Annotated in this window: 17 protein-coding genes; 12 read left to right on the forward strand and 5 right to left on the reverse strand. The window is 64.1% G+C overall.

The features are described 5' to 3' along the window. The first annotated feature begins 22 nt into the window (after positions 1–22). Positions 23–454: a hypothetical protein gene (locus KHP16_RS28410; RefSeq protein ID WP_244835890.1), complete on the forward strand. Its 432-nt coding sequence runs from the start codon at positions 23–25 to the stop codon at positions 452–454. Between the two features lie 91 nt (positions 455–545). Here KHP16_RS28410 and KHP16_RS19795 read toward each other — a convergent pair whose 3' ends face one another. The 3 genes from KHP16_RS19795 to KHP16_RS19805 form a co-directional block, all read right to left on the reverse strand. Further along, on the reverse strand, positions 546–1,922 hold the full coding sequence (locus tag KHP16_RS19795; protein ID WP_109584867.1) for a sigma-54-dependent transcriptional regulator: 1,377 nt from the start codon (positions 1,920–1,922) through the stop codon (positions 546–548). 92 nt (positions 1,923–2,014) lie between these two features. Next, positions 2,015–2,500 carry a hypothetical protein gene (locus KHP16_RS19800; protein WP_109584868.1) on the reverse strand — a complete coding sequence of 162 codons (486 nt, stop codon included), beginning with the start codon at positions 2,498–2,500 and terminating at the stop codon, positions 2,015–2,017. Between the two features lie 505 nt (positions 2,501–3,005). Then, the gene (locus KHP16_RS19805) at positions 3,006–4,352 is read right to left on the reverse strand and encodes an NCS2 family permease (RefSeq protein WP_211960949.1); all 1,347 of its coding nucleotides are present in this window, start codon (positions 4,350–4,352) and stop codon (positions 3,006–3,008) included. 363 nt (positions 4,353–4,715) lie between these two features. On the opposite strand from KHP16_RS19805, the gene KHP16_RS19810 reads away from it, so the two are divergent. Both KHP16_RS19810 and KHP16_RS19815 read left to right on the forward strand, forming a co-directional pair. Further along, positions 4,716–4,925: a cold-shock protein gene (locus KHP16_RS19810; protein ID WP_109584765.1), complete on the forward strand. Its 210-nt coding sequence runs from the start codon at positions 4,716–4,718 to the stop codon at positions 4,923–4,925. Positions 4,926–6,306: 1,381 nt separating this feature from the next. Continuing rightward, positions 6,307–7,428, forward strand: coding sequence for a replication protein RepA (locus KHP16_RS19815; protein ID WP_109584766.1), 1,122 nt, complete (start codon positions 6,307–6,309; stop codon positions 7,426–7,428). Between the two features lie 116 nt (positions 7,429–7,544). Here the strand turns inward: KHP16_RS19815 and KHP16_RS19820 are convergent, their stop codons facing one another. Continuing rightward, the gene (locus tag KHP16_RS19820; protein WP_029045138.1) at positions 7,545–7,748 is read right to left on the reverse strand and encodes a cold-shock protein; all 204 of its coding nucleotides are present in this window, start codon (positions 7,746–7,748) and stop codon (positions 7,545–7,547) included. Between the two features lie 439 nt (positions 7,749–8,187). Here KHP16_RS19820 and KHP16_RS19825 point away from each other — a divergent pair, with 439 nt between their 5' ends. Both KHP16_RS19825 and KHP16_RS19830 read left to right on the forward strand, forming a co-directional pair. Further along, positions 8,188–8,844, forward strand: a complete 657-nt coding sequence (locus KHP16_RS19825) for an AAA family ATPase (RefSeq protein ID WP_109584767.1) — start codon at positions 8,188–8,190, stop codon at positions 8,842–8,844. A 5-nt stretch (positions 8,845–8,849) separates the two neighbouring features. After that, positions 8,850–9,866 (forward strand): ParB/RepB/Spo0J family partition protein, encoded by a 1,017-nt coding sequence (locus KHP16_RS19830; protein ID WP_115954939.1) that lies wholly within the window; start codon positions 8,850–8,852, stop codon positions 9,864–9,866. 12 nt (positions 9,867–9,878) lie between these two features. On the opposite strand, the gene KHP16_RS19835 is transcribed toward KHP16_RS19830, so the two are convergent. Continuing rightward, the gene (locus KHP16_RS19835; protein WP_211960950.1) at positions 9,879–11,468 is read right to left on the reverse strand and encodes a phage integrase family protein; all 1,590 of its coding nucleotides are present in this window, start codon (positions 11,466–11,468) and stop codon (positions 9,879–9,881) included. 574 nt (positions 11,469–12,042) lie between these two features. On the opposite strand from KHP16_RS19835, the gene KHP16_RS19840 reads away from it, so the two are divergent. From KHP16_RS19840 to KHP16_RS19870, 7 genes are all read left to right on the forward strand, one after another. Next, positions 12,043–12,960, forward strand: a complete 918-nt coding sequence (locus KHP16_RS19840) for a LuxR C-terminal-related transcriptional regulator (RefSeq protein ID WP_109584770.1) — start codon at positions 12,043–12,045, stop codon at positions 12,958–12,960. Between the two features lie 279 nt (positions 12,961–13,239). Beyond that, positions 13,240–13,749, forward strand: a complete 510-nt coding sequence (locus KHP16_RS19845; RefSeq protein WP_244835891.1) for a DNA-binding response regulator — start codon at positions 13,240–13,242, stop codon at positions 13,747–13,749. 90 nt (positions 13,750–13,839) lie between these two features. Continuing rightward, on the forward strand, positions 13,840–14,190 hold the full coding sequence (locus tag KHP16_RS19850; RefSeq protein WP_244214821.1) for a hypothetical protein: 351 nt from the start codon (positions 13,840–13,842) through the stop codon (positions 14,188–14,190). A 188-nt stretch (positions 14,191–14,378) separates the two neighbouring features. Then, the gene (locus KHP16_RS19855) at positions 14,379–14,990 is read left to right on the forward strand and encodes a phosphatase PAP2 family protein (RefSeq protein ID WP_109584869.1); all 612 of its coding nucleotides are present in this window, start codon (positions 14,379–14,381) and stop codon (positions 14,988–14,990) included. A 109-nt stretch (positions 14,991–15,099) separates the two neighbouring features. Next, a complete protein-coding gene (locus KHP16_RS19860) occupies positions 15,100–16,503 on the forward strand; it encodes an undecaprenyl-phosphate glucose phosphotransferase (RefSeq protein ID WP_115954947.1) in 1,404 nt (467 codons plus the stop codon). Between the two features lie 58 nt (positions 16,504–16,561). Beyond that, positions 16,562–16,813 (forward strand): acyl carrier protein, encoded by a 252-nt coding sequence (locus tag KHP16_RS19865; RefSeq protein WP_109584772.1) that lies wholly within the window; start codon positions 16,562–16,564, stop codon positions 16,811–16,813. Beyond that, the gene (locus KHP16_RS19870; protein ID WP_115954949.1) at positions 16,810–18,036 is read left to right on the forward strand and encodes an acyl-CoA dehydrogenase family protein; all 1,227 of its coding nucleotides are present in this window, start codon (positions 16,810–16,812) and stop codon (positions 18,034–18,036) included. Before KHP16_RS19865 ends, KHP16_RS19870 begins: the two co-directional genes overlap by 4 nt. Positions 18,037–18,041 lie beyond the last annotated feature (5 nt).

Consider the following 18,041-nt stretch of genomic DNA (forward strand, 5'->3'; position numbering starts at 1 on the left):
TCCAGCCAGGGAGGGAGCCATCATGATTGCCAGAAAGATTGCCGCCGCGGCGCTGGCCCTGCTCTCCACCGCGGCCACGTCCGCGCTGGCGGGCAGCTATTCGTACTTCGACCGCGGCGACGCGGTGAATCCGAACAGCCACGCAGCCGTCAGCAACGACATCTATGTGCGCAGTTTCGGCTGGGCATGGGGAGACGTGAAATATGGCCGGGACGAGTCGCCGCCACAGTCGGACGGCCGTCAGGCGCGCGAGAGCGTGCTGGACCCGCGCGACCTGCCGCCCGGTCAGCTCGCCCCGCAGAACAACGCGCAGCCGCGCCAGCCGCGCGGCAAGATCAGCATGAACCTCGCGGCACAGTCATCCGCGCAGTGGCCTGCCTATCGGCTCGGGGAAGAGCCCGGGCCCGGGGGAGAGCCCGCAAGCCTGATGCGGCCGGGAGGGATCGAGCGCTAGCCCGCCGCCGCCGCAATGCACGGCGAGGGGTAACACGGGAGGCCGGCGAGCGGACGTCGCCGGCCTCCCGGTAGCGCCGCGCGGGCGGCGGCTATTCGCCTGCCGTCGCGCTCGCCTGCATATCCACGCGGATATTGTGCTTGTGCATGAGGCGGTACAGGGTGACCCGCGACACGTTGAGCTCGCGCGCGGCGGGCACCACATGGAAACCGTGGCTCGCCATGACCGTGCGGATGGCCTCGCGCTCGGCTTCCTCGCGAATCGCGTCGAGCGTCTTGCGCGGAAGCTCCGCACCCCCGTGCAACTGCAGGTCTTCCGCCGTGATCTTGCGGTTGTCCGTCATGACGATCGCGCGCCGGACCCGGTTGATGAGTTCGCGGACATTCCCCGGCCATGTGTACTGCATCATGGCCTGCGTCGCGCATGCGGAGAATCCCCGAATGCGGCGATGCGCTTCGTGACCGTGTTCGGCGAGCACGGCATTCGCGAGCAGCAGGATGTCCTCGCCCCGCTCCCGCAACGGCGGAATTGTCAGCGTAAGCACGCAGAGACGGTGAAACAGGTCGGAGCGGAACCGGCCGTCGGCCTGCGCCGCCACCAGGTCCACGTGCGTGGCCGAGATGATGCGCAGGTCCAGCGGAATCGACTGATGTCCGCCGAGCCGTGTGATCGTGCCCTGCTGCAGGAATCGCAGCAGCGCCACCTGGCTCTCGAGCGGCAGGTCGCCGATTTCGTCGAGGAACAGTGTGCCGCCCTGTGCCTGCTCGATCCAGCCGATCTTGCGCTGGTTCGCGCCGGTAAACGCGCCCTTCTCGTAGCCGAACAGTTCCGACTGCACGAGGTGCGATGGAATTGCACCGCAGTTGATGGCGACGAACGGCCCTTTGCGGCGATTCGACGATTCGTGGATGGCCTGCGCGGCGAGCTCCTTGCCCGTACCCGACTCGCCGGAGATGAAGACCGGCGCATCGTTGTGCGCCACCTTCGCCAGCGAGCGGAACATCATCCGCATGGCCCCGCATTCGCCGATCATCGGGCCATGCGAGGCGTGTTCGACCACGCGCGCGCCATGCAGGCATGCCATGCCGTGCGCGTGCTTGAGCGTGTAAAGCAGCTCGTCGAACGAGAAAGGCGTGCGCACGTAGTCCACGCAGTAGTCGCGGATGAGCCGGCGCACACGCTCGTCCTCGAGCATGACGGTCGACGTGATGGCCACCCACATCACGTGCAGATGCTGCAGGCCCTGCTCGAGCTGCGTGAGTTCCGCATCGGTGTAGGCAGCCTGCAGATCGATGATGCCGGCCATGGGCGCGCTCCCGCGCACCACGCGTTCGAGATCGCGAACCTGCTGGACACGCCGGATCTCCCATCCGGAGCCAAACTGGTTGGCGCTGAAACCAAAATCCTCATAGCGCGACACGAGCACGATCTGTGCGGAGCGTGTCGACGCCTTGCACAGTCGGTCCATGACGTTCTCCCTGACGTTGGCCTTCTTGTTGATGACGGCGGCGATGTCTGTATCCGCCGGCGGGGGATGCGCCCCCGCGCGCAACGTGGGAATCACGGTCTGGAAGGACTGCGGGATTGCTCTTCGAGGACGCTCCGATAGTCGCGTCCCGATTGCAACTGGTCGCGGATGCGCCGTCGGACCATGTCTTTTTCCCGCATGAGCTCCACGCTCGGCGATTCGGGGGTCTGGCCCGAGTACTGCAGATACAGCGCCTTGTAGGTGAGTTGGCTGAGGATCCATTCCTGCAGCAGCTTGCGCTGGCGCACGACTTCGACGGCGAGGAGCCGGTGGCGATTCAGCAGGCTTTCGACGGCACCGCGCACGCGTGGCGACAGATCGGGTTCTTCCGCGAGCATTGCCGCGAGATCGGCAAGCGTGTGTTCCTCGTGCCCGTTGTCCTGCCCTTGTTCTCTTATAGCGATGTCGTCCGCCGTGGCGGAGGCTTCTCCCAGCGCAGCCCAGGCGCGATGGATCGATTGGTTGGCGGATTCACTGATGGGCCCGATGTCCGGACGCCGGATCTCTCCTGCGGTCATGATCTGTTCCCCGTTGAACAACACCCCCGGCACTGCATGCTCGCGTCCCGCTCCCGTTCACCCGGTCGGTCCACGCGGTCGGTTCGCGCGGTCGGTCGCGACTACCACTGACTTGTCTGGTTTTCTGGCTTTCTTGTGGGCTATCGCGTCTCCGCGCGATCTGGGATGTCGCAATCTCCGTGGCGGAGTCGTGTTATCCACGCGTTGGAATGTCTGCCCCATTCCGAAAAGACCCGCGCGACATGTGCGGAGTCAAGAAAGGGCGCTCTTACGCGCCCTTCTCTGCCACGCATCTAGTTGAGTGCATTTGTGCCCGTTTGTCCAGTCCGCAGACCCCCCTTTCAGCCATATCTCATACTTTTGTATGAGAGCGAAACGCCGCATCCGTATTCGCCTTTAAGGTAAATGAGCACTCACATTTGGCGCAGCAACGGGTACGGTCGGTGGCTTGCGGGGCACGTGTGACTGGCGCAGAAACGGGTACGCTCGCGCCGGTCGGCTGGGGTCAGTGGCCCGGCAGGTAGTAGAACTTGAAGACGAACACCAGGGCGATGATCCACACGATGACCGGCACATCCCTCGCGCGGCCCGTCAGCAACTTGAGCGCCGCATAAGTAATGAAGCCGAACGCGACGCCATTGGCGACGGAATACGTGAATGGCATGCCCAGCGCCGTCAGGACGGCGGGCACGGCCTCGGTGACGTCATTCCATTCGATGTCCACGAGTTCGCGCAACATGAGGCACGAGACGTAAAGCAGCGCGGGCGCCGTCGCATAGGCGGGCACGGTGCCCGCAAGCGGCGCGAGGAACAGGCAGGCAAGGAACAGCGCGGCCACGGTGACGGCCGTCAAGCCCGTGCGGCCGCCGGCCTGCACGCCGGAGGCGCTCTCGATATAGGCCGTGGTAGACGACGTGCCAAGCAGCGAACCCGCCATGATCGCGGTGCTGTCCGCCATCAGGGCCTTGTTGAGCCGATGCATCTTGCCGGCCTTGAGCAGCCCCGCGCGATTCGCCACGCCCATCAGCGTGCCCGTCGCATCGAACAATTCGACGAGGAAGAAGACGAGCACCACGTTGATAATGCCGATGGAAAGCGCACCCGAGATATCGAGCTTGAACAACGTGGGCGCGAGCGACGGCGGCATCGACACGACACCGTGGAACGCGTTGCCACCGAAGATGAAGCTCAGCACCGTCGTGAACAGGATGCCGATCAGGATTGCACCCTTCACGCGCAGTCGCTCGAGCGCGACGATTGCGAGGAACCCGACAATCGCGAGCACGGCGGACGGCTGGTGCAGATCCCCCAGCGTCACCATCGTCACGGGATTCGCCGTGATGATGCCGGCGTTCTTCAGCGCGATGATCGCCAGGAAGAGGCCGATGCCCGCGGTGATGGCGACGCGGATCGCGTGCGGGATGCCGTTGACGATCATCTCGCGAATGCGCACCAGCGTCACGACCAGGAACAGGCATCCCGAGATGAACACCGCCCCGAGCGCGGCCTCCCACGGGAGCCCCATCCCCTTGACGACCGTGTATGCGAAGTACGCGTTGAGGCCCATGCCGGGCGCCATGCCGATCGGATAGTTGGCGTACAGCCCCATGATGAGCGTGCCGATCGCCGCGGCGAGGCAGGTGGCGACGAACACGGCATCCTTGGGCACGCCGGCATCGCCGAGGATGCTCGGATTGACGAAGACGATGTACGCCATCGTCAGGAACGTCGTCAGCCCGGCGAGCAGCTCCGTGCGGACGTTGGTGTCATGCTCGCGCAGCCGGAACCATCGTTCGATCGCGGACGATGGCGCAGTGGACGCATCCTGTGTCGGGGGCGCGGATTGTGGCATGGGTAGGGCTCCGGTTCTTGTGGGTGGCCGCTCGGCGCGGCATGGTGACGATTGCGTTGCACTGCCCCAGTGACAATAGCAACGAACGTGCGCACGGGCGAGGTGCACACGGATACGAAAAGGGCGCAATCATCCCATGGCCGGAGCCTGCCGGCACCATGTGACGTCGGGAATCACCCTACCTTGACGCTCCCGGGCATCCCTCGTATAAAATGCCCGGCAGATTCAAGCGACGAGGCAACAGCGCATTCGTTTGCCACCGTCTTGGTATTTCGGTTGTCCATGGTGTCCTTTCCTTGAGTTGGCAGTACGGTGGCAAATGCGCCATCGATTTCTTCATTTATTTATTTGGAAAGCAATACCATGTCCGCTCAAACCGGTATCGTGAAGTGGTTCAACGACGCAAAGGGCTTCGGCTTCATCAAGCCGGACGCCGGCGGCGACGATCTGTTCGCCCACTTCTCGGAAGTCCGCGTGGAAGGTTTCAAGTCGCTGCAGGAAAACCAGCGCGTGTCGTTCGAAGTCAAGAACGGCCCGAAGGGTCTGCAAGCCGCGAACATCACGCCGCTGTAAATCGTTCATTCGGTGCCCGCCGGGCACCGTGGAACACGAAAACCCTGCCGATGCGGCAGGGTTTTTTTTCGTCCGCAGGAATATCCATCTGGCCGCCCGCAGAAACGGGTACGCCGGCCCTGGCCGCCATGCCGCGCGTTGGGCGTTGGCGCTACGCCACATCGGCCCTGTTGCCCCACAAATATCGCTAGCAGAAACGGGTACGCCCGTGACCCGCGCGACACGCAGAATTGGGTACGCTTTTGCGGTTGTGCGAAGCGATCGCGGCTGTGGGCAGGCTGTGGGCAACGTTATCCACGCAGATTTTGGTACGAAAGCTCCCCTCGCAGCGGCCAGCACGCGGCCAGACGACGTCCGCGCAGAAACGGGTACGCTTCAGATATCCGTGCCACACAGTGGGAACACGCAGAATCGGGTACGCAGCGCGATACCGCCCCATGTATACGCGAGCGTATACGGACTGACGACACGTAAACGTTGCGCAGAAACGGGTACGCCACGGGGCGAACGACGCCGGTTTACGGTCGTATACAGTGAGCGCTGGCTCGGCTGGAAACGTCGCGTATACGTATACGTCGTGATGACTGCGCAAGGAGCGCCCGGAAAACCTACGCAGAAGTAGGTACGCTTTGCAAATTTCACACCGGGAAATGTTGCGCAGAAACGGGTACGTTTCGGCTTGAGCGCCGCCTGGGGCCTCGATCTCGCAGAAAGAGGTACGCCGCAGAAATGGGTACGTCCTACGTGCATGGCAGGCCTCAACCTCCAGCACGCAGAAGTAGGTACGCCCTGCGGGGGATTTCGCGCAGAAACAGGTACGCTTTGCCCAAAAGGGCGCGATGCACGGCTCGAAAACGTACTCGATTCTGCGTGGATAACCGGATTCCGCGCGGCACGAAGGCGGACGGCGCTCCGGCATCCGATCGACTGCGCAGAAACGGGTACGCTTTCGCGCGGGAAACTGTGGAAAAGCCTGTGGAATCACAGAGTTATCCCCGCTGAATCGGGTTCGTGCCGGGCGCTGAAACGGGTTCGGCCCGGCGCAGATTCGGGTTCGGGCCTACGCAGAAACGAGTACGGACGCGCGCAGAATCGGGTACGGACAGGTCAACTTTCGCCTTTGGAATCAGGCACGTATACGTCGCGTATACGGTTTACAAGTAGTTAACCCGTATCGGTATCGTTTACTGGTAGCTGATGTGCAGCCAACCGTGGACAACCCTCACGGGTTGCCCACCGTGTGCCCGCCATCCAGCCACCATTGAGAGACCCGATGAGCCCAACACAACGGGCCTGCGGGAAAAACCTCAGCGTACCTGTTTCTGCGTGACAAGAAGAATCGCTTCGCGTACAAAGGCGGGTAACTTGAAGCACGTCCCTTATGGCCATCAAACGCTCCCTTGCCACTGAAAAGGACCACGTCGGCGACCATACCGTCGGGGATCGCTCCGTCCTGGGTCTGGAACGCGAGCCGTCCCGGATCATCGTTCCCGGCAACGAAAACGCGCTGGTTCCGTCCGAAAAATTCCAGCGCCTCTTCGACGAAGCCCAGGCCATGGAACGCGAAGACGCGTGGCAAAGCGGGGAAGTGGGCTTCCTGAGTCGTGCAAGCGTGCAGGTCACGCTTCCGTATCGCGCGCCCAAGGGCGCGCCACCTGTCTGGACGCGCACGAGCGGCAACATCTCGCTGATGATCCAGCCGGGCTACTTCACGCAACAGCGGTCGGAACGCGCGTCCAATGGCCGGCAGAAGCTGGTTTCCGAGACCGTCTCGCTCGGCTATCCGTATGGGTCCTATCCACGCCTCATGCTGGCCTGGATCGGCAAGGAGATCATGGCCAAGAAGAAGCGGGGCGAGTTCACCGGCACCGTAGAGGATCGCCGTATCTCGCTCGGCAACTCGCTGTCGGAGTTCATGTATAACCTGGGCATTCCGATGGCCACGGGCGGCAAGCGCGGCACGATGACGCTGGTGCGTCAGCAGATGATCCGGCTGTTCTCCGCCACGATTGCGATCGTGCAGAACAAGTCCACACCGAGCCAGAACCAGAACCCCAACCATGAGCCCCTGGCGATCGATCGCGTGGGCTATCTGCTTGCCGATCAGCTGTCGACCTGGTGGGATCCCATGCAACCGGGGCAGGGCTCGATGTTCGAAAGCTTTGTCGTGCTGTCGGAGCCGTTCTTCAACGAGCTCGTGAACCGCCCGGTGCCCGTCGACATGCGCGCGTTGAAGGCCCTCAAGCAATCGCCGTTCGCGCTCGACGTCTATTCGTGGCTGACGTACCGGTTCTTCACGATCCAGCGCCGTACGGAAATTCCATGGGAAGCCCTGCAGATGCAGTTCGGCACGGAAACCGAGAGCGAGCGCAAGTTCCGGGCGCTCTTCCGCAAGGCGCTCAAGGACGTGCTGGTCGTATATCCGGGCGCCAAGGTCGATGCGGACTCTTCGAAGGCCCTTATCCTGCAGCCGTCACGCACCAGCGTCCGTAAGCTCGCCTGATTTGCGTCATTCGCCGGACCGTAGCGGCCGGAAAAAGAAAAAGGGCAAGCGATTCGCTTGCCCTTTTTGCTGCCGCGGCACTGACAGCTTGCCGCGGACTTCCACGCGAGTCGCGCTCAGGCGGGCTTGATGCCCGATGCCTGCAGGCCCTTAGGACCTTGCTTGACTTCAAACGTGACACGTTGACCGTCCTTCAGGGTCTTGAAGCCCGAACCCTGGATTTCGGAGAAGTGCGCGAACAGATCGGCACCGCCGTCGTCCGGGGTGATAAAGCCAAAGCCTTTGGTCTCGTTGAACCACTTGACCGTACCGGTTGCCATAGGAATTTCCTTTCGAAGCAAGTTCTTGTACACAACGCAAACAACCGTTCAAGCACGTTGAGGTCTCGTAGATACCGAACGGAAGTCGACGAGGTTGACACGACTTGACTCGACTGTAGCGCGCATCATAACCAGTTTGTTCTGCTGTGTCATGTGCGGGGTAATGCGCACTGCCTTTACTTTAGGCGGATTGCATGTCTCTTTTCAAGCAGAAGAATCCCGAAGATTCCACACCCTGTGCGTTGTCTCACGTTTTAGTGCGGATGGTACCCGGCACTTCGGATAATTATTTGAATAATTGAAATGCGGTTGAATAGCCAGTCTAATTTGGCTACAGTTGCGTCTTGTCAGTGGATCGCCCAACGCGCTTTCAGCGCTGAAAGTCTGGCGTTGAAACCAGGGCGCCGAAAAAGCGCCAACGATCGAGAGAGAGGCTGAAGTGGCAGCAAAAATCATCACCGTCTTCAACCAGAAGGGCGGTTGCGGCAAGACCACGGTCAGCATGCATCTGGCTGGAACGCTGGGCTTGCGCGGCGCGCGATCGATGCTCGTGGATATGGACGAGCAGGGGACAGCGACGCGATGGGCGGCTCAAGCCACCGATGATCGGCCGTTTCCCGCCTCCGTCATTGGGCTGGCCCCTTCGGGCGGTGCAATGCACCGTGAAGTGCGCAAATTTATCCACGACTACGATTACATCCTCGTCGATTGTCCGCCGGCGGTGCATTCGGCCGCCCCATCCAGCGCGCTGCTGATCTCGGATCTCGCCATTATTCCCGTCGTCCCCTCGCCCCCGGACTTGTGGGCGGCGGTGGCAGCCAAGACGCTCGCACAACACGCGCAGGTCCAGAACGAAACGCTGCAGATCCGCGTTATGGCCAACATGGTGCAGCGGCGCGTCTCCATCGCGCGTCAGGCCATCGAGATTCTTGGCGATGACGGGGACGTCCCGCTCCTGAACGCGATGATCGGATCCCGATCGGCGTTCCGGGAGTGCCAGGCGATCGGCTGTACGGTGCACGGTGTGCAGGGCGCGCGCGAGGCTGTCCAGGAGGTTGACATGATGGTCGACGAGGTCCTGTCGCTGATTGAGTAATACGTATGGCCACGAAATTGAAAAGTTTGAAAGCTGGCATGCTCGCCGGCATGGCTGCGGAGAAGACGCGCAGTGACACGATTGACCGGTTTGCACGTGCCGAGGCTGCAATCTCGCGCCACCCGAATGGCCTCTTGCAGGGGCGTCAGCCCGGAGACAGTAGCGCAGCTTTCAGCGCTGAAAGTGCGGATGGCGCGGAAAGCGGACGGCAACTGATCCGGATTCCCCTCGCGAATCTGCACGACAACCCGCTCAATGCCCGGCGCATCTATGACCCCGCCGTCGTGCAGGAGCGCGCCGCGTCGATCGCCACGCATGGTCAGAAGACGCCCGGTCTCGCGGCACCGGACCCGGCCCGGCCGGGTCATTACATCCTGATCGATGGGCATTACCGCAAGCGCGCGCTGGCGTCGGCGGGCAAGCTCGACATGGAATGCTTCATCGAGAGCGATCTCAGCGATCTGGATTTCTACCGCCTGTCGTTCCTCATGAACGAGCAGCGCTCGGATCAGTCGGCGCTCGATAACGCCATCGCCTGGCGCCAGTTACTGGACGAGGGCAAGGTGCAGAAGGAAGAGGAGATTTGCGAGCTGACCGGGATGTCGGCAGGGACCGTCAACAAGACGCTCGCACTGCTGAAGCTCCCGGACTCGGTGATCGCGGCCATGCGCGAGAGGCCGAGCGCAATCGGTATCGCGGCCGGTTATGAATTGACGCTGTACTTCAAACTGGCGGGCGAAGACAGGACGCGCGAGCTCGTCAGCCGCATCCTGACCGACGGGCTGTCGAGCCGCGAGGTGGAGGCCATCCGCAAGCAGGCTCAGGAAGGCAAGCCGCGCAAGGTGAAGGAAATCAGCCGCCAGTACAAGATCCGGACCGAAGCCGGGCAACTGCTGGGCACGATCAAGGAATGGGATTCGGGACGCGTGATGCTCGACGTCCAGCTGGCCGATCGCAATGCGCGCGAAGACCTCGTCGAATTGCTCAAGACGCGCTTCGGGCTGGACAAGACCTTGCTTTGACCGACCTGGGCCTCAGTCGCCGACGCGCCCGAGACGCAATTTCCGGGGCGTGAACGGCGGCTGCGGGCCACCGCACTCCCGCGCGTAGTCCTTCCACGCGCCGCGCAGCAACTGGTCCAGCCCACTTGGCGAGTAGCCGTTGAGCGATCCGGCGGCGTGCCGGGCGGCGGCGCGGCCGGTATGGGGAACATGCAGCGGTGCGAGCAAGGGCGCCTCCGGCATGGTCCGCGCATCGATGCCCCGGGCGTTCCAATGCGCGGCCAGCGCTCCACCGACGGCCGATTCGGTATCGTCGGAAACAGGTACGGAATCCCGGCAGCGCCAGGCGGCAATGTCACCAAGCCTGGCACCGTGGCGTACCAGATGCGCGGCGACGAGGGCCACGCGCCGGCGATCCGCCAGCAGCGGGTCGCACGGTGCGGCCCGCCCGGACACATCCGCCTGCCGCACCAGCCAATCGAGAAATTCCGCGATCGTTTGCGCGGTGAGCAATGCGCTCCCGCTTTCCTCTTCGCCGTCGTCATTGGGCTTACGGTGCGCGGTTGCCCGTGGCGTTGCCGATGGTGTCGCGGGAGGCGATGGCTGCACGGCGACCCGGCCGTCCCGATAAGCGGCGCGGGTGAGCGCGCGGACCACGCGCAGCGCTGCCTGTTGCGAGGCCGGACTCAGCGGCCCTTCGAAAGGCCGCCAATACTCGGCGTCGCGCGCACCGGCGGGCCCGCACCAGAAGGCTGCGGGCTGCGGGTCTTGCAGGAAGGCGGCATAGCGGATGAGCATTTCGCTATCGATGCCCGCCAGCGTCCGGCCCTGCGAGGCCAGCCACAGCAACAGCCGCTCCGCCTCCCGGCGATAGCTTTTGAAGGTATGCGGCTGCAATCCGGGACGCGCGAGCCATTGCCGCACCCATTGCACATCGGCATAAAGTGCTTCTTGAGACATATGAACCGCCGGACGCATATGTTCCAGGGGGACGGGGTAAGCCATGCCCCGCGCGAGCGGCATCCCACGTAATGGCTTACGAGGCGGGGCGGAGAGCGGGGGCTTGACATAAGGGCGTACCCAACCGACCGACCGCGGGCCGTCGAACGAGCCCTGCTGGATCAGCCAGCGGGTAATGGTGTCCGCGGACTTCGGCCCGAGGCGGGGCACCGCCCGCCACCAACTGCTGCCCCGGCGATTTGCCAGTGCCGTCAGGTCCGCGATGCGCAGGAGTCCGGCTGCGGTGAGCCGGCGGGCGAGGCTGGGGCCGAACCAGAGGCCCACTTCGTGCGTCTGTTGCGGGCGGCCCTGCCCGAGCTGCTCGAGCGACGAGAGCGCGTCGACGCGTCGTGTCATGCCGACGTCGGAGCGACCACGGAGCGCCTCGAACATGTCGGCGATATCGGGCCGGTCGTGTTGCAGCGCAAATTGGACGAGGCGGTCCCGCAGCGCGAGAATCCGGACGATGGCCTGAGCCTCGGTCAGCACGTCGTCGTCGTCGGGATCGACCAGATACCGGTTCGCGATATCCACGGGGCGCATGCCCTGTGCGTAGGCGCGGACCACGGCAAATTCGGTCCGCGTCAGTTTTGTCGCCGCCAGGGTGTCCCGATCCTCACTCATCCGCAGTCGCCCAAAGATCACCTAAGTGACTGATCTATAACCAAAATACCCGACCGTCGAACCGATCCGGGCGCTTTTGCATCACAAAAAGCAATGTAAATTATTTTCTGTGCAAAAGCCAACACTTTGACCGCATCGGCGTGTGTCCGAACCACGTCACACCAAACATTGACCCCACTGAAGCGGGAGATCGACCCGAATAAACCGCATATATGTGCCCCGAAGATCCCATATCGGCGGAAATCTTCGCCATACATTTAAGGACTTACCCTGTTGCGCTGCAGCATACGCTTGCAATTGAAGTGGACGATACCTATGCTGAACCCAGAATTAGATAAATTTTGAATCTGAATTCAGAAGTATCTAACGCGTCGTCATGACGCAAACGGGGCGGTCGGGCATCCTTGAGGGAGGATCCAGCAGCGAGAGAGCCAGGACAGGACGCGCTGCATGGACCAAGGAGGAGTCGCCAGACCGTATGGAACTGCAGCCACGATATAAGCGGAGCATTTCCAATCAGCGCGTACACGGTCCGTCGCAACCGGGGTCGCGCCAATAATAAGAGAGAGCGGCCATGGCCACCATCCTCTTGCTTGAGCCTCACCCGCTGTTACGTCTGGGACTGCGCCACCTCCTTGCACAGGCGCACATGCCCGGCGATCTGATCGACGTCGACCCGGCCGTACTGGCCGATCCCGATCCCTGGACCAGCCATGCGGATCTGCTGATTTACGGGCTGCCGACCGATGCGGCCGCTGGCTGGGAAACGCTGGGGACGTATTGCCGCCAGCTTTCGCCGCAGCGCGTCCTCGTGCTGGCCGAACACGTACCGCCGGTGTTGCCGGAGGGCGGTCTGCCGGAACCCGTGCGCGGACTGCTCGCCAAGGCGTGCAGCGCCGACGCGCTCGAAGCCGCGATCCGGCTTGTGCTGGCGGGCGGCGAGTGTTTCCCATCGCAACTACCGGCGATGCGCTGGGGCGACCTCCAGGCAAGTCAGCCGGCCGTGCAGCACGCCAGCCCGTTTGGCGCGGGCGCGCCGTCGCGCCAGATGCCTGTTTCCGAGCCGCGCTATCCGTCGGGCCATCCATCGGGCTATCCGTCGGCGCCCATCGTCGTGCCGCTGCACAGCATGAGCACCGTACCTGGCGAACTGCCGGTCGCGGAAGCGCATGGCCGGGCCGCCTCGGCACCGCCAGAAACCCCGGCAGCCGGTGCGCACCTGCTCAATATCACCGAGCGGCAATATGAAGTGCTGGCGCTGCTCGCGCGCGGCTATCCGATCAAGACGGTGAGCCGGCTGCTGAACATCTCGGTGGCCACCGCCAAGACGCATGCCTGCACGCTGTATCAGCGCCTGCATGTGCGCAACAAGGGCGAGGCCGTGTACGTCGCGCTGCAGCGCGGCGCCACGCTGAACTGGCCGGGACCGTCCGTCACCGCGCGTCCCGCGACGGCGTCCATGCCACTGCGGGAGGCATGCGAAGCGGCCTGACGCCGCGTGAAGCACCGGCGCGCGCATGCAGCGCGCGCTCGCCTGTCTACATCATCCTGCGCCGCCGTCTCATCCGTTTGCATGAGGCGGCGGCGTGCTTACGTTGCTAGCTTCTCAATATGCACGACGCGCGATAGAAGAAGGCCCAGAAGTAGAACGGTTGGCCTCAACCCGGCACGATCCGATACGCCATGCCGCACGCCGATATCCGGATGCCGATCATGAACGGGGAATGACAGGGCGCACCCAGCCACGCCATTCCACCCTGCCGAATGCTCGATGACGACCTACCTGATCGCCAGCAACGAGATGATGTGCCGTATCCTGGCGCGCCGCATGGAAGGACAGGACCTGCCCATGCCTGTCCTGTGGCGCACCCCCGACTGGCTCGACGATGAGACGCAGGACGACGCGGTCTCCGCCGGCGGTCCCGCCGATATTGCGCTGGTCGACTGCAGCGGCGCGTACGAAGACCCGCGCACGCTGCTTGATCGCGTGCGGGAGCGGCTGGCGCCACGCCGATGGCTGGTGCTCTCTGACGCGCTGGACGCGGAGCTGATGGTCCACGCCGCGCGCCTCGGCGCAAGCGGCTGCCTTGCCGTCCCGGCGCCAGTGGAACTCGTCTGCGCGGCGGCTTCTCTCGCATGGGCCGGGGGACAGTGTTTCCCGCGCTCGGCGCTGACGGTGCTGCGTGGGCACAACCGTCCGGCTGATCCACCCCCGGTTCTCCACTCATCCATCGGCAGCGTACAAGCCGGCGGCGCGGACGGTACTACTGCGATGGGATGAAGGCGCCTGACCCGCTGACGGGCTATGCTGAATGCGCCCGACGTAAGAAGCTGGTGCACAGGCCAGCCGACGCGGGATGCAGGGGGTCGTATGGAACGCGGTTTGGATATCCTGGTCATCCACGGCTTTGCCGTGCGCGAGGGCCGGGGAAAATGGGCATGTTGCTACGAGATACGGCTCGCCATCGTCAGTGGCGAGCCGCTGTTGTTATATCGGGGCGAACTGCACGGGCGACGTTTTCCGACCGAGGCGGCGGCGATCGTCGCGGCCTGCGAGATCGGTGAGCGCGAGGCGAGCCGTCATGTGGAGCGCGCCCGCGCGATGATCCTGACGTGGTCCCCTCGTTCGCCGATACCTCCGCAGACGGCCGAGTGCGCATCGTCTTCCAACGGCTCCTCGTCCGCCGATATCCCGCCGCGTTACGATACCCCGGCGCCTTGAGCGCGTACCAAAAAAGAAGCCCGCCGACCGGGGGACCATGCGGGCTTTGAAATGTCCGTCCATGTGGAATGGGCGGACATTACCTTGAGCATATCGAATCCATTCTGGCCGCTCCATCAACCAGAAGACGCATGCGCGGCGGGCATCTCATCCCCACCGCGCCATCACATGAACGTATTGAACCCGACATGAATTGGCATCTGGTTTCCTTCTTTGGCGAGTCCGCGTTTCTCATCCCATGCGCGGCGTTCCTCTACGGATGGCTGCGATGGCGTGGCGCGGGCGACGTCGCTCGTCATTGGCTGCTCGCGTTCTCCGTAACCGCGGCATTGGTGCTGATCTCCAAGCTCGCCTTTATGGGATGGGGCATTGGCAGCGCGCGCATGAACTTCACCGGATTCTCCGGGCACGCGATGATGGCCGCGTCGATCCTGCCCGTGCTGCTGTACCTGATGGTGCCCGCGGGTCGCCCGGCGCTGGGCGTGCTGGCCGCGCTCGCCGGTGTGCTCGCCGCGCTCGCGGTGGGCCTGTCTCGGCTCATGCTCCAGGCGCATTCGGTATCGGAGGTGGCGAGCGGGCTCGCGATCGGCTTCTGCGTCAGCCTGCCGTTCATTCTGCGGCGGGGCGTGCCGCGCGGCGCGGTGACGATGGCGCTCGTCTCCGCGGCGCTCGGCACGCTGCTGATTCTTCCCGTCGGCCGCGTGGCCGGTGTCACGCACGAATGGGTGCAGGACCTCGCCACGTTCCTCTCCGGACGCGATCGACCCTACGAGCGGGGCGAGTGGTCCTCGCAGCTTTGATCGGGAGCGCTCCCCGCCCAGGAACGTGTGTGCGCCCCCTAACAGACGCTCCGCGACGCGTGCGCAACCATGACCCAGATAGAAATCCCGAAAGGGTTTGGGAGCGGTCATGGCATCGAACTGGAATGTTGCCGCCGAGCGGCGTACAGCGCTTCACTACCTCTACAGACTTTGCGATGCGTTCCTGATCGCAATGAGCGGCGTCATCGTGGGCGAGCTGCATTTCCCGGGCGGCCTGCAGCAGGCTAACCCCGTCCACGGTTTTCTCACCATGCTGTGCGCGCTCGGCGCGCTCGTGGTGTTCCCGGCGTTCGGTCTCTACGACTCCTGGCGCGGCCGCAGCCAGGCGGTACTCGCCTTGCGCACGGGCGCGGCGTGGGCGACGGTGTTTCTCACGGCCCTGATGGGCGCGTTCCTGATCCATCAGATTGGGCACGTGTCGCGGATCTGGTCGATGGGATGGTTCCTCACCTCGACCACCGCGCTGCTGATCGCGCGCGTCATCATGTTCCGCATGCTCGCCAATGTGCGCGAGCAGGGTATCAACGCCAAGCGTGTGCTCATCTTCGGCTATGGACCGCTCGGCCGCGAGATGTACCTGCGTGTGCAGCAGATTCGCGCGGCGGGCTATCGCGTCGTGGGCATCTACGATGAAGCTTCGCAGTCGATTCCCGCCAATGTTGCAACGCTGCGCACGATGGATGACGTCAATCAGTTCGTGCACAGCGAGGGTGTGCGTGAAATCTGGCTGACGCTGCCGATGGCCGCCTGCCGCGACCTGTCCGACGTCGTGCGCCAGTTCCGGAACGAATTGATCGATATCCGATGGGTGCCCGACGTCGCATCGGTCGAACTGCTGGGCCACCGCTTCAGCGACTTCATGGGACTGCCCGTGATCGACCTGAACGCGCCGCCAGTCTCCGGCATCACGGGCGTGCTCAAGGCGAGCTTCGACCGTGTGTTTGCGGCGGCCGCGATTCTGGGGCTGTCGCCGATCATGCTGGTGATCGCCGTGCTCGTGAAGCTGTCGTCCCCAGGCCCCGTGCTGTTCCGCCAGCTGCGCCTCGGCATCGATGGCCGGCAGTTCCATGTGTACAAGTTCCGCACGATGAAGCTGCATCAGGATACGGGCGTGACGCAGGCCTGCCGCGGCGACGCGCGCGTCACGCGTATCGGCGCCTTCCTGCGGCGCACGAGCCTCGACGAGTTGCCCCAGTTCTTCAACGTGCTGCGCGGCGAGATGTCCGTGGTAGGTCCGCGTCCGCACGCGATGGAGCACAACGAGATCTACCGCGAGCTGATCGATCGCTACATGCTGCGCCACCGCGTCAAGCCCGGCATTACCGGCTGGGCGCAGATCAATGGCCTGCGCGGCCAGACCGATACCGTCGAGAAGATGCGCCGCCGCATCGAATTCGACATCTATTACATCCAGCACTGGTCATTCCAGCTCGACCTTCGCATCATTCTTCGCACCGCCCTGCATGGCTGGGCCGGCGCGGCCGCTTACTGAAAGACGCCAGGGCGGCGCCATGCCGCCCTTCCGCGCATACCTTCAGCAGAGGACATCCATGAAGACAACGATCCGCAAGATTCTTGGCGACGTCGGACGGCTCGACGTGCCGCCCGCCACACTGGCCGATGACGACGACCTCTATGCGGCGGGGCTGTCGTCGCTCGCGACGGTACACGTGATGCTCGCCCTGGAGAACGCGTTCGATATCGAGATCCCCGACCAGATGCTGACGCGCCAGCTGTTCCGCAGCATCGACTCGCTCGCCAGCGCGGTATCGGCGATCCGCGAGCGCCAGGAGGCGGCATGAGTGCTGTGGCCCGGATCGCGCTCGCGCACGCGAATCCCGGGGATACCATCGCTTCCAGCGCAGCGGCCGATACCCTGTTTGCGGGCGCCCGCGCCGCGGCCGCCGTCGCGGCCCAGCATGCGGACGCCGTCGATCGCGATGCGCGCTTTCCGGAAGAAGCCTTTGCCGCGCTACGCGAGCAGAAGCTCTTGGGAGCCATGGTGCCCGTGACGCTCGGCGGCGCCGGCGCGTCGCTCGCCACGGTCTCGAAGATCTGCCGCATCCTCGGCGAAGCCTGCGCGGCGACCGGCATGATCTACGCCATGCACCAGATCCAGGTTGCCTGCGTGGTCGAACATGGGGGAGGCAGCGCGTGGCATGACGGGCTGCTGGCGCGGGTCGCGGCCGAGCAGTTACTGCTGGCCTCGGCGACGTCGGAGGAGGCCATCGGCGGAGCCCTGCGCACGAGCGGCTGCGCGGTGAATGCGGAAGGGGATCGATTCCATCTGCACAAGATGGCGCCGACCATTTCCTATGGCGCCCATGCGGACGGGATCCTGATTACCGCGCGGCGCCATGCCGATGCGGCGCCTTCGGATCAGGTGCTGGTATGCGCGATGAAAGCCGACTACACGCTGCAGAGCCTGAACGCATGGGACACGCTCGGCATGCGCGGCACGTGCAGCAACGGCTTCCGGCTCGAAGCGACCGGCGATATCGCGCAGATCCTGCCCGTGCCCTTCAACGAAATCGCGGACGCCACGATGACGCCGGTCTCGCACATCGTTTGGGGTGCGCTGTGGCTTGGCGTCGCCAGCGACGCCGTGGGGCGCGCGAAGACATTCTTCCAGGGGCAGGCGCGCGCGCGTCCCGGATCGTTGCCGCCGTCGGGGGCGCGCGTGGCCGAAGCGGTCAGCATGCTGCAACTGATGGAGGCGCGGCTGGATATGGCGCTTGCGCACCAGCAGGCGCGGCATCGGGCCGACGGAGGCTCGCCCGAGGGTTCGGTGTCGGCCGCCTTTGCACTGGCCGCCGAGATGAACGGGCTCAAGACTTCGCTCTCCACGCTTGCGCTGCAGGCCGTGCAGCAGGCGCTGCTGGTCTGCGGCATGGCCGGCTACAAGCACGGCACGCCGTTCAGCCTCGGCCGCCACCTGCGTGACCTGTGGTCGGCGCCGCTGATGATCAACAACGATCGCATTCAGGCCAACACGGCCAACTTGCTGCTGGCGGATCGATCCTGACGGAG

Source organism: Cupriavidus plantarum (assembly GCF_905397285.1).
In the GTDB taxonomy this organism is placed as follows: Bacteria; Pseudomonadota; Gammaproteobacteria; order Burkholderiales; family Burkholderiaceae; genus Cupriavidus; species Cupriavidus plantarum.

Coding starts and splice junctions, on each gene's coding strand:
- KHP16_RS19850 (WP_244214821.1), top strand. CDS start 13,840: ATGGAACGCGGTTTGGATATCCTGGTCATCCACGGCTTTGCCGTGCGC.
- KHP16_RS19800 (WP_109584868.1), bottom strand. CDS start 2,500: ATGACCGCAGGAGAGATCCGGCGTCCGGACATCGGGCCCATCAGTGAA.
- KHP16_RS19820 (WP_029045138.1), bottom strand. CDS start 7,748: ATGGCAACCGGTACGGTCAAGTGGTTCAACGAGACCAAAGGCTTTGGC.
- KHP16_RS19865 (WP_109584772.1), top strand. CDS start 16,562: ATGAAGACAACGATCCGCAAGATTCTTGGCGACGTCGGACGGCTCGAC.
- KHP16_RS19870 (WP_115954949.1), top strand. CDS start 16,810: ATGAGTGCTGTGGCCCGGATCGCGCTCGCGCACGCGAATCCCGGGGAT.
- KHP16_RS19835 (WP_211960950.1), bottom strand. CDS start 11,468: ATGAGTGAGGATCGGGACACCCTGGCGGCGACAAAACTGACGCGGACC.
- KHP16_RS19805 (WP_211960949.1), bottom strand. CDS start 4,352: ATGCCACAATCCGCGCCCCCGACACAGGATGCGTCCACTGCGCCATCG.
- KHP16_RS19830 (WP_115954939.1), top strand. CDS start 8,850: ATGGCCACGAAATTGAAAAGTTTGAAAGCTGGCATGCTCGCCGGCATG.
- KHP16_RS19860 (WP_115954947.1), top strand. CDS start 15,100: ATGGCATCGAACTGGAATGTTGCCGCCGAGCGGCGTACAGCGCTTCAC.
- KHP16_RS19855 (WP_109584869.1), top strand. CDS start 14,379: ATGAATTGGCATCTGGTTTCCTTCTTTGGCGAGTCCGCGTTTCTCATC.
- KHP16_RS19815 (WP_109584766.1), top strand. CDS start 6,307: ATGGCCATCAAACGCTCCCTTGCCACTGAAAAGGACCACGTCGGCGAC.
- KHP16_RS19810 (WP_109584765.1), top strand. CDS start 4,716: ATGTCCGCTCAAACCGGTATCGTGAAGTGGTTCAACGACGCAAAGGGC.
- KHP16_RS19795 (WP_109584867.1), bottom strand. CDS start 1,922: ATGGACCGACTGTGCAAGGCGTCGACACGCTCCGCACAGATCGTGCTC.
- KHP16_RS28410 (WP_244835890.1), top strand. CDS start 23: ATGATTGCCAGAAAGATTGCCGCCGCGGCGCTGGCCCTGCTCTCCACC.
- KHP16_RS19840 (WP_109584770.1), top strand. CDS start 12,043: ATGGCCACCATCCTCTTGCTTGAGCCTCACCCGCTGTTACGTCTGGGA.
- KHP16_RS19845 (WP_244835891.1), top strand. CDS start 13,240: ATGACGACCTACCTGATCGCCAGCAACGAGATGATGTGCCGTATCCTG.